This is a genomic window from Streptomyces sp. SolWspMP-5a-2 (assembly GCF_900091845.1).
In the GTDB taxonomy this organism is placed as follows: Bacteria; Actinomycetota; Actinomycetes; order Streptomycetales; family Streptomycetaceae; genus Streptomyces; species Streptomyces doudnae.
Map to the genome: position 1 here is coordinate 49,842 of NZ_FMCI01000114.1, position 12,975 is coordinate 62,816.

Below are 12,975 nucleotides of genomic sequence, written 5' to 3' on the forward strand. Positions count from 1 at the left end.
GACCCGCGGCCGTGCCGTGCCCATGTCCGGGCCCGTGAACTGAGCCCGCTTCCTTTCCGTCCCGCCTCCGTTCAGGCGCCGCGTCCGCGGTCCTCCAGGTAGCGGGTGTGCGACTCCTGGCGGCGGGCCTCGGTCTCCCGCAGTGAGGCGGCCAGCCGGTCCGCCTCCTCGTGCAGCAGGGTCAACTGCCGTTCCAGATGGCGCTCCGGCGGTTCCTGCCCCGGCGCCATCCGGTTCCACCACCGCGTCCGCACGAACGCGTCGACGGCCTCCGGCACGTCCTGGCGCACCGCGCGGGCCAGCGCGTGCACACCCTCCGGGTCCAGGGCGAGCACCTCCGCGACCCAGCCCGGATCGAGCAGCGCGGCCAGCAGCTCCGTCAGCTCGACGAGCCTCCCGGCTGCGGCGGGCGGCAGGTCGACACCGTCGAGGTACTCCGTCAGCCGCGCGAAGTCCTCGCGCAGCGCGTCGAGTTGGGCCGACGGGTCGGGGAAGTCGGGCGGCGCCGGCCGCTCCGGCGGCGCGATCAGCGCGCCCGCGCCGTACAGCCCGGCGACCACGACCGGCCAGTACGCCCCCGCCACCCCGGCGAAGGTCAGCGCCACCCCGGCCAGCCCGCAGGCGCTGCCGGTGAGGTTCTTGCGGGACTCCAGGGCGCGCAGGACCCTACTGGTAGCCACGGATCTCCTCGAAGGCGCCGTCCAGGGAGCCCTGCCGGGCGTCGAAGAGGCGGCCGCCGGTCAGGTCGGCGATGTGGGTGAGTTCGGCGCGGTCGGAGTCGCCGAACAGGATGGGGAAGACCGGGATCTCCCGCTGCCGCCCGTCGAGCCCGCGGTAGAAGGCGTCGAATTCGGCCGGGCGCGCGCCGGTGGTGTTCTCGCCGTCCGTCATCAGCACGATCGACGTGAACGTGTCGCCGCCGGAGCCCAGATGCCCGTACGCCGCCTCCAGCGAGGTGTAGATCGCCGTGTCGCCGTCGGCTTCCAGGGCCCGGGTGTCGGCGCGGATGCCGTCGAGGCCGCGTTCGGGGTCGGCCGGTTCGACGACGTGCGTGCGCACGCTCTTGACCCCGGAACCGAACGGCATCAGCGTCACCTCCTCGCGCTCCCTGAAGTCCCCGGTGAGACCGGTGAGCGCGGTCTTCAGCCGGGCGATGCGCTCGCCGCGCATGGAGCCGGAGGTGTCCAGCACGTACACCGTGCGCGACGGGCGGCGCAGCTCGTTCTCGTACGCGTCGAGCAGCCCGTCCGCCACCGAACGGCTGCCGGGGAAGGGGAGTTCGCGGCGGCGCGCGGTGTCGAGCCCGGCGGCGGGCGGCACCGAGGCGACCACCGGACGGCGGTGGGTGCGCTCGGTGATCAGCCGCTGGATTGGGGCGCTGCGCAGCGCCGCGGTGAGCCTGCGGACGTCCTCGCGGGTCGTGGCGGAGGTACCGGCGAGGGAGGAGAGCGGGTAGTCGGCGGTGACCACGCCGTCCTTGGGCCGGATCACGGTCAGGCCCGGGATGCCCTTGAGGACGGACTCGTAGTTCAGGAGCGCCTCGACGTTCCCGCGCCGCCGGTAGGCGGCCGCCAGCCAGCCCGACGAACCCGACGTCAGCTTCTGCCCGGCGAAGAACTCCTTCAGCCGGGGCGTCGCCTTCGCCACGTCCGCGTCGGTGAGCGCCGACTGGGCGCCGGAGAGCGCCGAGGCGACCGAGACGAGGGTGGCGAAACCGGAGTTGGAGCGCGCCGGGTCGGTCATGCCGTAGCCGATCTCGCCGTCCCGCACGGACTGTTCGACCTGGGACCAGGTGACGTCGGCCGGGCTCCAGCCGAGCGCCCGCACGGTCTCCGTGCGCACCCCGACCGCCACCGGGCTCGACATGATCGGCGTCTCCGAGACGACCCGCTTCGCCGCCTCGGGCCGCAGCCGCAGCCAGTCGTCCGACGACAGCCACACCGCGTCGTAGTGCCCCTCGGCCCCGCCCTTGGCGAGCAGGTCCACGGCGTCCAGGGTGCCCAGGTAGGTGGGCCGGACGGTGATCCCGGTCTCCTCGCGGACCCGGTCGAGGACCGGCGTCATGTCGGCCAGCTCGCTGGAGGCGAGGACACGCAGGGTGCCGGGGGCCGCGGACGCCGGGTCGGCCGGGGTGTCCCGGGCCGCGGTGCAGGCGCTCAGCAGGGCGGCGGCGGTCGCGGCCAGCGCGATCACGCGTCTCACGCGGTGCCCCCGTCCAGCGCGCCCCGGGACCGGCTGCGCTCCAGGTAGACGCTGGCGGACTCCAGTTCGGAGGTGAGGGACTCGACGGTGGTCGCCATCACCTCGGTGGCGCGCACCTTGTAGGTGTCGATCGCGTCCAGGGTGCGGTAGATCTGCTGGAACGCGGCCCGCAGCGTCTCGGCGCCCACCGCGGGGTCGGCGGCGATCCGCTGGATCTCCCCGCTCTGCGTGGCCAGCATCTCCGCGTTGCCCCTGATCAGGTCCTCGGTGGTGGAGCGCAGCGCGTTGACCTGCTCGACGACCTTGCGCTGGTTGTCCAGCGCGGACGCCAGCATCACCGCGATCCGCAGCGCGGAGACCGTGGTGGTGGCGGCCCGGTCGACGCCCTTGATCAGCTCGTCGTTGTTGCGGCGCACCACGTCCATGGCGAGGTAGCCCTGCGCGCAGACCGCGAGCTGGGTGAGCAGGTCCTGCTGCTTCTGCCGGACCGGGAAGAGCACGTCGGCCCGGAGCGCGTCCGCCTGCTGCGGATCGGTCGCCTCGACGCCGGTGAGGTGCTGTTCGACGGCGGTGTCGAGGGCCTCGGTGAGCACCACGTACTCCTGGAGCTTGCCCATGGTCTCCCACAGCCGCACCCGCTCCGTCTGCAACGCCGCGTTGTCGCGCCGCAGTTCGTCCTGGCCGCCGCGCAGCGAACCGACAATCTTGTTCAACGTGCCCTGCGCGGACGCGTACTTGGCGACGTGGTCGCGCAGCCTGTTGCCGCCGGGCAGCCGGGACAGCAGGCGGCGGCCCCGGTTCGCGGGCAGGTCGCGGGGGTCCAGGTCCCCGACCACGCGCCGCAGTTCGACCAGGGACCCGGCGACCTGGCTCTGCGCGTCGCCTCCCCGGTCGGGCAGCGCGCGCACGGTCCGCTCCAGCATCCGGTTGGACTGCGCGGCCGCGCTGCGCATCTCGCCGCCGCCCAGCGCGGTGATCTCGCCGACCTTGCCCGCGAACGCGGGGGAGCGGGCGTCGAGCGCCGCGAGGTCGGCGACGTAGCCCGCGGCCTTCTCGGCCAGACCGGCCCTGACCGTCTCGTCGACGGGCACCAGCCCGCCGGCCTTCTCCCGCGGCACCGGGGCGACGGCCTCGGGCGGGGTGAGCGTGAACGTCTCGTCGGTCATCGGTGGGTCCCCCGTCATCCCCGGGCCCGGCGTGCCATGTCGCGCAGCACCGCGTAGGTGGGCACGGGAGCCTGCCGGACACCGGTCAGTGTCTGGTTGAGGTAGTCGGCGTGGGCGGCGGTGGCCGCCTCGAACTCGGAGGTCGCGCCCTGCGGACGGAACCCGTGGCGCACCGCGAGCCGCCGCAGCGCCGGGTCGGTGCTGAGCAGTTCGCCGAGGGCGCGGCCGTCGTCGGTGAGCGGGACGACCGTGTGGTCGCTGGTCGCGGTGGTGTCCGGGTAGAGCACCACCAGGTCGTCGCCCGCCTGCCCGGCCGCGAGCAGCGAGGCCACCTGTGACTCGTAGACCAGCACCAGCGGGTTCCCGGCGCCGCTGACGAAGTCACGGAACGCCGCGTCGCTGCTGGACTGCTGGGCGCCCTGGACGCTGATCAGCTTGCGCATCAGGGGCGCGGTCCGCCCGACGTCCGCGGCGTTCGCGGCGACCTTGCCGCCCGCGGCGACGTAGGAGGCGGCGGCGAGGTAGAGGGCGCCGGAGTTGGAACTCTCCGGGTCGGTGCTGGTGATGGCCAGCGTGCCGGTCAACTCCCCGTGCTTGTCCGCCCCCTTGAGCTGCTGCCAGGTCCGGTCGTGCCGGGCGGCGTCGAGGTAGGCGGCCATCCGCAGGGTGCCGCGGTGGCCCGTGACGTCGGCGAGGCCGTTGCCGGCGAGCACCCCGGCCGCGGCGCGGTGCGCCACCACCACGAGCGGTGAGTAGAAGGGGCGCGGCAGCGGCTCCCGCACCCGGAACTTCGCGGCCAGCGCGTCGGCCGGCGCCTGACTGGACGGGAACGCGAAGTCGTACCCCTTGAGGTCGAGTCCCTCCATGGCCCAGGACCCGGAGGTCTCGGCCTTCACGGTCCAGCCCTCGGTGGCGAGGGCCTTCACCACGTCGGGGTCGGCGAAGAACTCGGCCTTCTCCGACCCGATCACTCCTCGCACGGTCTTCGTTGCCGTGCCTGTGTCCCCTGAGTCCCGGCCCGCCACGACGGCTGCCACCACGCCGCCGACCAGCAGCACCGCGAGGACGATTCCCGCGATACGTCTCACAGGAGGGAGCCTGCTCGCGGAAACCCACGTTCCGGTGCGAGTGGGATGAACGGGGAGTGAAGCGGGCGTCCCGTTATCCAACGCGGGGTGGAGAAAGGGCGGTTGAGAGGGCGTCATCGCAGCCGGAGCCGACATCGCCGTCCACACCGGCATCCGGCACCGGGCTGAGCGTCTCCGGACTGCCGGACTGCCGGACTGCCGGACTGCCGGACTGCCGGACCGCCGGACCGCCGGACCGCGGGATCACGGGACCGCGTGGTCGCGGGACCGCCGGACAGGGGCGGGTCGGGTCCGTGGTCGGTGGCGCCCGGTCCGCGTGCGTCTTGGGCGCGCGGACCGGGGCCGTCTGTGGGGCCCCGGTCCGGTCAGCGGGCGGCGAGGGCGTGCGGGCGCAGGGCCGCCGTGTGGGCGTCGATGCGCTCGGCGGACAGGATCGCCGCCGCCGTGTCCGCCCGGGACGCCGCCACGACCAGGGCCCGTCCGGCGAGCGCCTGGGCCCGCTGGTGGAGCGCGGCCGGGTCGGAGCCGGGGACGGTGGCGGAGAGCCGGGCCGGGGCGGACCCGCCGCGCAGCCGGGCCACCTGGTCGGCGAGCCGCCGCGCCGCCGCGTCCAGCTCGGCGGACGGGACGGTCGCGCGCAGCTCGTCGGTGACGGCGAGCAGGGCCGCGAGATGGCCCGCGAGCTGGATGTCCAGCTCCTCCTCGCGGGACCGGTGGGGGAAGTCGGAGGGCGTGCCGGTCATCGTGCTGTGGACCGACTTGGTGCGGATCGGTTCGTACATGGGACGGCCTCCCGTGCGGTGACAGGAAACCATCCTAGCTTAGATCTCGTCTAAAGTTGTGCGCGTCACAAAACAGGACCTTCTACCTACTGTGGGTGAGGGTCACGGCTGGCCGTAGCCGTCGAGGAAGTGGGCGATCCGCCCGACCGCGTCCCGCAGGTCCCCGACGGACGGCAGGGTGACGACCCGGAAATGGTCGGGTTCCGGCCAGTTGAAGCCGGTGCCCTGGACGACCATGATCTTCTCGCGGCGCAGCAGGTCGAGCGCCATCCGCCGGTCGTCCTTGATCTTGAACGTCTTCGGGTCGAGCCGCGGGAAGAGGTACAGCGCGCCCTTCGGCCGGACGCAGGTCACGCCCGGGATCTGGGTCAGCAGCTCGTAGGCGGTGTCGATCTGCTCCTTCAGCCGCCCGCCGGGCAGCACCAGCTCGCCGATGGTCTGGCGGCCGCTGAGCGCGGCGACCACGCCGTGCTGGCCCGGCATGTTCGCGCACAGGCGCATGTTCGCCAGGATCGTCAGGCCCTCGATGTAGGAGTCGGCGTGCGCGCGCGGTCCCGAGATGGCCATCCAGCCGACCCGGTACCCGGCCACCCGGTACGCCTTCGACATGCCGTTGAAGGTGAGGGTGAGCAGGTCGGGGGCGACCTTGGCGGTCGGGATGTGGGTGGCGCCGTCGTAGAGGATCTTGTCGTAGATCTCGTCGGAGCAGACCAGCAGGTTGTGGCGGCGGGCGATGTCGGTGAGCCCCTTGAGCACCGCCTCGTCGTACACCGCGCCCGTGGGGTTGTTCGGGTTGATGACGACGATCGCCTTGGTGCGGTCGGTGACCTTGCGCTCCACGTCGGCGAGGTCGGGCATCCAGTCGGACTGCTCGTCGCACCGGTAGTGCACGGCGGTGCCGCCGGAGAGCGAGACGGCGGCCGTCCACAGGGGGTAGTCGGGGGCGGGCACGAGGACCTCGTCGCCGTCGTCGAGCAGGCCCTGCATGGCCATGACGATCAGCTCGGAGACGCCGTTGCCGATGAAGACGTGCTCGACGTCGGTCTCGATGCCGAGGGTCTGGTTGTGCATGACGACCGCGCGCCGGGCCGCCAGCAGCCCCTTCGCGTCGCCGTAGCCGTGGGCCGTGGAGACGTTGCGGAGGATGTCCTCCAGGATCTCCGGCGGGCACTCGAAGCCGAACGCGGCCGGGTTGCCGGTGTTCAGCTTGAGGATGCGGTGACCGGCCGCTTCCAGCCGCATCGCCTCCTCGAGGACCGGCCCGCGGATCTCGTAACAGACGTTGGAGAGCTTGGTCGACTGGATCACCTGCATGTCTGGGAGCTTACGGCCCGGTAACGGACCGCGCGTGGTGTTTTCCGCCACGCGTGCGCGCACCCGGTGCCTGCGCCGGTCCCCGCGCCCGGACCCGCCGCCTTCACGGCGGCCGTATGACCGGAAACCGCTCCTTGTTCCGTCCCCTCCGCCCCACAACAATGCACATGACAATTTCGAGAGCGGGCGGACGATCTCCGGCCGCTCGCGTCCACGAGGGGACCCCACATGAGAAAGCCTCTCCTTGCCGCGCTCGCGACCCTGGCCATCGCCGGGACCGGGGTGGCACCCGCGGTCGCCGCGCCGCAGGCCGCGGCCGTGACCGTCGACTTCGCGGGCATCGTCTCGCTCAGCAACTGTTCCGGCTCGGTCGTCCGCTTCCCCGGCTCGACGGACACCGCCCCCGCGCTGGTGATGACCAACGGGCACTGCCTGGAGACCGGCTTCCCGAGCCCCGGCCAGGTCATCACGGGCCAGTCCTCCAGCCGCACCTTCGGGCTGCTGAACTCGGCCGGGACCACCGTCGCCACGCTCCGCGCCAACCAGGTCCTCTACTCGACCATGACCGACACGGACGTGACGATCTACCGCACGACCACCACCTACGCGGCGATCAAGAGCGCGTACGGGATCAGCCCGCTCACCCTCAGCGCCTCGCACCCCACCGCGGGAACCGCCATCAAGGTCGTCTCCGGGTACTGGAAGACGATCTACAGCTGCAACATCGACGGCTTCGTGTACCGCCTCAAGGAGGGGAGCTGGACCTGGAAGGACTCGGTCCGCTACACCTCCGCCTGCAACACCATCGGCGGCACCTCGGGCTCCCCGGTGATCGACACCAGCACCGGGCAGGTCGTCGCCGTCAACAACACGGGCAACGAGGACGGCGCGAGCTGCACCGTCAACAACCCGTGCGAGGTCGACGCGAACGGCACGGTGACCGTCCGCAAGGGCATCAACTACGCCGAGGAGACCTACAACATCCCGGCCTGCTTCACCTCGGCCAACGTGCTGAACCTCAGCGCCGCCGCCTGCACCCTGCCCAAGCCCTAACGCCCTGACCGGAAGGGCTCACCGGCTCGCGATGCCCGGCCCGGCCCGGCACTAGACCTGTCCGCGGCGGACCGAGCGGCCCGCCAGGACGTCGGTGCGGCGGCCGTCCTCGATCACCGGACGGCCGTCCACCAGGACGTGCGGGATGCCCACGGGCAGGGCGCGCGGCCGCTCGAAGGTGGACCCCGCCGCGACCGTCGCCGGATCGAACAGGACCAGGTCGGCCCGGTACCCCTCGCGCACCAGACCCCGGTCGGGCAGCCGCAGCCTGGCCGCGGGCCGCGCGGTCAGGTGGGCCACGCACTCCTCCAGCGACAGCACGCCCAACTCCCGCACGTACCGGCCGAGATAGTGCGGGAAGGTGCCGTACGCGCGCGGGTGCGGCTTGCTGCCCTGGAGGATGCCGTCCGAGCCGCCCGTGTGCACCGGGTGGCGCATGATCGTGCGGACGTTCTCCTCGTGGCCGACGTGCTGGAGGATCGTCGGGGCGAGCCGGTCCTCAAGGAGCAGCCGCCGCGCCGTCGTCCACGGGGTCTCGCCGCGCAGGTCCGCCGACTCCTGGACGGTGCGGCCGACGTACTCCGCGAGCGCCGCCGAGTTGACGCCGGAGATCTCGATGGTGTCCCACTCGACCGGCACGCCGTGGCAGCCGTCGGCGCCGGTCACCTCCAGGTGGTGGCGGACGCGCTCGGCCGTCGCGTCGTCGGCCAGCCGCCGCAGCACCGCCTCGGGACCGCCCTCGCCCGCCCAACTGGGCAGCACCGCCACCAGGGTGGTGCAGCCCGGGGTGTACGGGTAGGTGTCCAGGGTGATGTCGGCGCCCGCCGCGAGGGCGGTGTCGAGGAGGTCGAGGAGGGCGGGGGCGCGGCCCTCGTTCACCCCGAAGTTCATGGTGGCGTGCGCCAGATGGAGCGCGCAGCCCGCCTCCCGGGTGAGCGCCACCATCTCCTCGTACGCCTCCAGGGCGCCCGCCCCGTAGGAGCGGTGGTGCGGGCAGTAGTAGCCGCCGTAGGACGCCACCACCCGGCACAGCTCGGTGAGTTCGGCGTCCCGGGCGTACATGCCGGGGGTGTACGTCAGCCCCGACGACAGGCCGACCGCGCCCTGTTCGAGGCCCTCCGCGACCAGCCGCCGCATCCGCTCCAGCTCGGCCGGGGTCGCCGCGCGGTCCTCCCAGCCGACGGCCAGCATCCGGACCGTGCCCTGCGGGACCAGGTAGGCGGCGTTCACCGCGATGCCCCGGTCCAGGCGGTCCAGGTACTCGCCGACCGAGCGCCAGTCGAAGTCGATGTCGTCGCCCGTGCCGTTCCAGCCGGTGATCGCGGAGCGCACCTCGGCGAGGGTGCGGTCGTCGACCGGCGCGTACGACAGGCCGTCCTGGCCGAGGACTTCGAGGGTGACGCCCTGCGCGGCCTTGGCGCTGTGGTCGGGGTCGCGCAGCAGGGCGAGGTCGCTGTGCGCGTGCATGTCGATGAAGCCGGGCGCCAGGACGAGGCCCGCCGCGTCCAACTCCCTTCGCGCTGTGGGGCGCTGGCAGCCCGCGGCCGCCGCCTCCTGGACGATCGAGACGATCCTGCCGCCGTCGACCACCACGTCGGCGCGGTACGACGGGCCCCCGGAGCCGTCCACCACGTCCGCGTCCCGGATGACGAGTTCCTCCACGGCGGGCCTCCTCTAGAAGAACGTGCGGACGTAGTCGACGACCGTGCCGTCGGCCTCGGCGACCGGGATCAGCTGCCACTTGTCGAAGGACGTGCACGGGTGGGACAGGCCGAGGCCGACCCAGTCGCCGACGTCGAGCCGCGCGCCGGGGCCGGTGCGCAGCCAGGCGTGCTGGTCCGAGAGGCCGGTGACCTCGATGCCGTCGGCCGCCTCCTCGGCGCCGTCCCTGCGGACCACCTGCGCGACGGGCAGGTCCAGGTCGTAGGCGGCGTCCCGCTTGCCCGCGTTGGTGAACGCCTGCTCGGCGGAGGGCCGGGACACCACCTGCGTCCAGAGCCGGAACGCCGGTTCCAGCGCGCCCTCCTCGGGCACCCGGTTGAACGGGGTGAGCCTGCGGTAGTGGCCGTCGTCGTGGGACACGTAGGCGCCCGAGCGCAGCAGCTTCAGCACCGGCAGGGAGAGCCCGGGGATCTCCGCGAAGACCTCGGCGACCGCGTCGAACCAGGCGCTGCCGCCCGCGCTCACCACGATCTCCTCGGCGTCCGCGAACCGGCCCGCCCGGTCGAAGCCGGTCGCCAGCGCCACCAGACGGCGCAGATAGGCGCCCACCCGCTCCGGGTCCGCCCCCGGCACCTCGCCCTCGTAGCCCGCCACACCGGTCAGCCGCAGCGTGCGGGTGGCGGCGACGGCGTCGGCGACGGCCGCGCAGTCGGCCTCGGTCCGCGCCCCGGTGCGGGCGCCCTCGCCCGCGGCCAGCTCCACGACGACGTCCAGCGGGCGGGCCGCGCCGGTCAGCGCCGCGTCCATCAGCTCGACGCCGCGCACCGAGTCGACGTAGCAGACCAGCCGGAAGTCCGGGTCGGCGTCCTGCTCGGCGGCGATCCAGGCGAGGGCGGCCGGGTCGACGAGTTCGTTGGCGAGGAACACCCGCCGCACCCCGAACGCGCGGGCCACCCGCACCTGGTGGGGGACGGCCAGGGTGATGCCCCAGGCCCCGTGCTCGATCTGCCGCCGGAACAGGTCGGGTGCCATGGAGGTCTTGCCGTGCGGCGCGAACAGCAGGCCGTGGCGGGCCGCGTACTCCTCCATGAGCGCCAGGTTGTGTTCGAGGCGCTCGGCGGACAGGGCCAGCACGGGGGTGGTGAAGCCGCCGGTGAACAGGTTGCGGCGCTGGGCGGTCAGCTCGCCCACGGTCAGCCCCTCGGCGTCCGGCGGGAGGCCCTTGAAGCGGTGGTCGACGCGTTCCCCGTCGAGCCGGTCGAGCGCCTCGGCACCCATGGAGCCTCCCTGGAGACGTCTGTTGCATCTTCTGCAACGTTCATTGCGTATGTCGCTCACCGCTGTCTAACATCCCAGCCAACCCCGGGTCAACGGAGACGACCGAGACCCGCGAGCACGAGGAGCCACGACCATCGTGACCACCGCCGGACACCCCACCGCCGCCCCCGACGTGGTCGACGTGGTGACGCTCGGCGAGTCCATGGTCACCTTCCTGCCCACCCGGCCGGGCCGCCTCGCCGACGTCCCCTCTTTCGACCGCGCCATCGGCGGCGCCGAGTCCAACGTCGCCTGCGCCCTGGCCGCCGCGGGACACACCGTCCGCTGGGTCAGCCGGGTCGGCGCCGACGGCTTCGGCGACCACCTCGTCGAACGGATCTCCGCCTGCGGCGTCGACACCCGCGCCGTCCGCCGCGACCCCGCCCGCCCCACCGGCGTCTACTTCCGCACCGCCGGGGACCGCGCCGACGACACCCACGAGGTCGCCTACTACCGGGCCGGGTCCGCCGCCTCCGCCATGCGCGCCGACACCCTCGACCTCGCCGCCGCCCGCGCCGCCCGCGTCCTGCACCTCACCGGCATCACCGCCGCCCTCTCCGCCGGCTGCCGCGCCCTGCTGCACGACCTCACCGCGCCCGCCGCCGGACGCCCGCTGCTCTCCTTCGACGTCAACCACCGCCCCGGCCTGTGGTCCGACCCCGCCGAGGCCGGACCCGTCCTGCTCGGCCTCGCCCGCCGCTGCGACGTCGTCTTCGTCGGCGACGACGAGGCCCGCGACGCCTGGGGCGTGGAAGGGCCCGACGCCGTCCGCCAGGCCCTGCCCGAACCCCGCACCCTCGTCGTCAAGGAGGGCGCCCGCGGCGCCACCGTCTTCCACGACGGCGGCGTCACCTCCGTGCCCGCCCCGCGCGTCGACGTGGTCGCCGCCGTCGGCGCGGGCGACGCCTTCGCCGCCGGGTTCCTCTCCGCCACCCTGCGCGGCCTGCCCGTCCGCGACCGCCTCCGGCACGGCCACCTGAGCGCCGCCGCCGCCCTCACCGTCCCCGGCGACCTCGCGCCCCCGCCCGCCCGCGACCACGCCGACCGGCTGGCCGCCCTCGACGACACCGCGTGGGGGACACTTCGACTCGGCCCCGGCTGGACCACCGCAGCCGACGACGACCGGGCCGACCAGGAGGTACGTACGCCATGAGCCAGACCGTCGACCGCGCGCTCAGCATCCTGCCGCTGCTCGCCGAGGGCCCCGCCGACCTCGGCCGGGTCGCCGACCGGCTCGGCGTGCACAAGTCCACCGCCCTGCGGCTGCTGCGCACCCTGCACGAACACGGCCTGGTCTACCGGCAGTCCGACCAGCGCTACCGGCTCGGCGCCCGGCTCATCTCCCTCGCCCAGGAGGCGATGGAGAACCTCGACATCCGCGAGATCGCCCACCCCCACCTCGTCCGCCTCAACGAGCAGTGCGGACACACCGTCCATCTCGCCGTCCACGAGGAGGACGAGGTCCTCTACATCGACAAGGTGGAGAGCCGCTACCCGGTGCGGATGTACTCCCGGATCGGCAAACCGGTCGCGATCACCGTCGCCGCCGTCGCCAAGCTCCTCCTCGCCGACCTCCCCGAGCCCGAACGCCGGGCCCGCGCCGAGCAGTTCGACTACCCCCTGTACACCGCCCGCTCCACCCCCAACGCCCCCGCCTTCCTGCGGGAGCTGGAGAAGGTGCGGGACCAGGGCTGGGCCACCGACCTCGGCGGCCACGAGGAGTCCATCAACTGCGTCGGCGCCCCCATCCGCGGCGCCGACGGCAGGGTCGCCGCCGCCATGTCGGTCTCCGCGCCCAACGTCGTCGTCACCGCCGACGAACTCCTCACCCTGCTCCCGCTGGTGCGCCGCACGGCCGACGCCATCAGCGGCGAGTACTCGGGCCGCACCCCGGTCACCGACCCGGCCCACCCCGACCACCGCAGTGCCCGAACCCCGACGAAGGACCCGGTATGACCGACAAGACCGCCCTCACCCCCGCGACCCACACCACCCCGCCCGCCGCGTTCTCGCACGGCGTGCGCAAGGGGAACATCCTCCAGGTCGCCGGACAGGTCGGCTTCCTGCCCGCCGAGGAGGGCAAGGCCCCCACCCCGGCGGGACCCACCCTGCGCGAGCAGACCCTCCAGACCCTCGCCAACGTCAAGGCGATCCTGGAGGAGGGCGGCGCGAGCTGGGACGACGTGATGATGATCCGCGTCTACCTCACCGACGTCGACCACTTCGCCGAGATGAACGCCCTCTACAACGCCTACTTCGAGGAGCAGGCGCTCACCGCCCCGCCGGCCGCCCGCACCACCGTCTACGTCGGCCTCCCGGCGGGCCTGCTCATCGAGATCGACGCCCTCGCCGTCCTCGGCTGAGAGCCGCACCACCGAGCTGACGATCCGT

Annotated in this window: 12 protein-coding genes; 4 read left to right on the forward strand and 8 right to left on the reverse strand. The window is 73.3% G+C overall.

The genetic code is table 11. From position 1 onward, the window contains the following. Positions 1 to 71: 71 nt before the first annotated feature. The 6 genes from GA0115242_RS11065 to GA0115242_RS11090 all read right to left on the reverse strand — a co-directional run bounded on the left by GA0115242_RS11065 (position 72) and on the right by GA0115242_RS11090 (position 6,552). Positions 72 to 680, reverse strand: coding sequence for a hypothetical protein (locus GA0115242_RS11065; protein ID WP_176729793.1), 609 nt, complete (start codon positions 678 to 680; stop codon positions 72 to 74). Continuing rightward, positions 667 to 2,202 carry a substrate-binding and vWA domain-containing protein gene (locus tag GA0115242_RS11070; protein ID WP_093827137.1) on the reverse strand — a complete coding sequence of 512 codons (1,536 nt, stop codon included), beginning with the start codon at positions 2,200 to 2,202 and terminating at the stop codon, positions 667 to 669. Before GA0115242_RS11070 ends, GA0115242_RS11065 begins: the two co-directional genes overlap by 14 nt. Then, positions 2,199 to 3,368: a toxic anion resistance protein gene (locus tag GA0115242_RS11075; RefSeq protein ID WP_176729794.1), complete on the reverse strand. Its 1,170-nt coding sequence runs from the start codon at positions 3,366 to 3,368 to the stop codon at positions 2,199 to 2,201. Before GA0115242_RS11075 ends, GA0115242_RS11070 begins: the two co-directional genes overlap by 4 nt. A 14-nt stretch (positions 3,369 to 3,382) precedes the next feature. Then, on the reverse strand, positions 3,383 to 4,456 hold the full coding sequence (locus GA0115242_RS11080) for a substrate-binding domain-containing protein (protein ID WP_093827141.1): 1,074 nt from the start codon (positions 4,454 to 4,456) through the stop codon (positions 3,383 to 3,385). A 365-nt stretch (positions 4,457 to 4,821) separates the two neighbouring features. Further along, positions 4,822 to 5,238: an SCO4983 family protein gene (locus tag GA0115242_RS11085; RefSeq protein ID WP_093827142.1), complete on the reverse strand. Its 417-nt coding sequence runs from the start codon at positions 5,236 to 5,238 to the stop codon at positions 4,822 to 4,824. Between the two features lie 102 nt (positions 5,239 to 5,340). After that, positions 5,341 to 6,552, reverse strand: a complete 1,212-nt coding sequence (locus GA0115242_RS11090; RefSeq protein ID WP_093827144.1) for a pyridoxal phosphate-dependent aminotransferase — start codon at positions 6,550 to 6,552, stop codon at positions 5,341 to 5,343. A 228-nt stretch (positions 6,553 to 6,780) separates the two neighbouring features. Here GA0115242_RS11090 and GA0115242_RS11095 point away from each other — a divergent pair, with 228 nt between their 5' ends. Beyond that, the gene (locus GA0115242_RS11095) at positions 6,781 to 7,605 is read left to right on the forward strand and encodes a trypsin-like serine peptidase (RefSeq protein ID WP_093827146.1); all 825 of its coding nucleotides are present in this window, start codon (positions 6,781 to 6,783) and stop codon (positions 7,603 to 7,605) included. Positions 7,606 to 7,656: 51 nt separating this feature from the next. Here GA0115242_RS11095 and GA0115242_RS11100 read toward each other — a convergent pair whose 3' ends face one another. Next, positions 7,657 to 9,267 carry an N-acyl-D-amino-acid deacylase family protein gene (locus tag GA0115242_RS11100; RefSeq protein ID WP_093827148.1) on the reverse strand — a complete coding sequence of 537 codons (1,611 nt, stop codon included), beginning with the start codon at positions 9,265 to 9,267 and terminating at the stop codon, positions 7,657 to 7,659. A 12-nt stretch (positions 9,268 to 9,279) separates the two neighbouring features. Next, entirely contained in the window at positions 9,280 to 10,545 is a 1,266-nt protein-coding gene (locus tag GA0115242_RS11105) for an amino acid deaminase (RefSeq protein WP_093827150.1), read from the reverse strand. Positions 10,546 to 10,678: 133 nt separating this feature from the next. Between GA0115242_RS11105 and GA0115242_RS11110 the strand changes: the two genes are divergently transcribed. From GA0115242_RS11110 to GA0115242_RS11120, 3 genes are read left to right on the forward strand one after another with little or no spacing between them, the layout of a single operon-like run. After that, the gene (locus tag GA0115242_RS11110) at positions 10,679 to 11,737 is read left to right on the forward strand and encodes a sugar kinase (RefSeq protein WP_093827152.1); all 1,059 of its coding nucleotides are present in this window, start codon (positions 10,679 to 10,681) and stop codon (positions 11,735 to 11,737) included. After that, a complete protein-coding gene (locus tag GA0115242_RS11115) occupies positions 11,734 to 12,540 on the forward strand; it encodes an IclR family transcriptional regulator (RefSeq protein ID WP_093827154.1) in 807 nt (268 codons plus the stop codon). Before GA0115242_RS11110 ends, GA0115242_RS11115 begins: the two co-directional genes overlap by 4 nt. Beyond that, a complete protein-coding gene (locus GA0115242_RS11120) occupies positions 12,537 to 12,947 on the forward strand; it encodes a RidA family protein (protein ID WP_093827156.1) in 411 nt (136 codons plus the stop codon). The genes GA0115242_RS11115 and GA0115242_RS11120 overlap by 4 nt, the downstream gene beginning before the upstream one ends. Positions 12,948 to 12,975 lie beyond the last annotated feature (28 nt).

What these genes read in the sequence shown, in the direction of transcription:
- GA0115242_RS11105 (WP_093827150.1), bottom strand. Translation starts at nt 10,545, where the DNA reads ATGGGTGCCGAGGCGCTCGACCGGCTCGACGGGGAACGCGTCGACCAC.
- GA0115242_RS11075 (WP_176729794.1), bottom strand. Translation starts at nt 3,368, where the DNA reads ATGACCGACGAGACGTTCACGCTCACCCCGCCCGAGGCCGTCGCCCCG.
- GA0115242_RS11115 (WP_093827154.1), top strand. Translation starts at nt 11,734, where the DNA reads ATGAGCCAGACCGTCGACCGCGCGCTCAGCATCCTGCCGCTGCTCGCC.
- GA0115242_RS11090 (WP_093827144.1), bottom strand. Translation starts at nt 6,552, where the DNA reads ATGCAGGTGATCCAGTCGACCAAGCTCTCCAACGTCTGTTACGAGATC.
- GA0115242_RS11085 (WP_093827142.1), bottom strand. Translation starts at nt 5,238, where the DNA reads ATGTACGAACCGATCCGCACCAAGTCGGTCCACAGCACGATGACCGGC.
- GA0115242_RS11120 (WP_093827156.1), top strand. Translation starts at nt 12,537, where the DNA reads ATGACCGACAAGACCGCCCTCACCCCCGCGACCCACACCACCCCGCCC.
- GA0115242_RS11095 (WP_093827146.1), top strand. Translation starts at nt 6,781, where the DNA reads ATGAGAAAGCCTCTCCTTGCCGCGCTCGCGACCCTGGCCATCGCCGGG.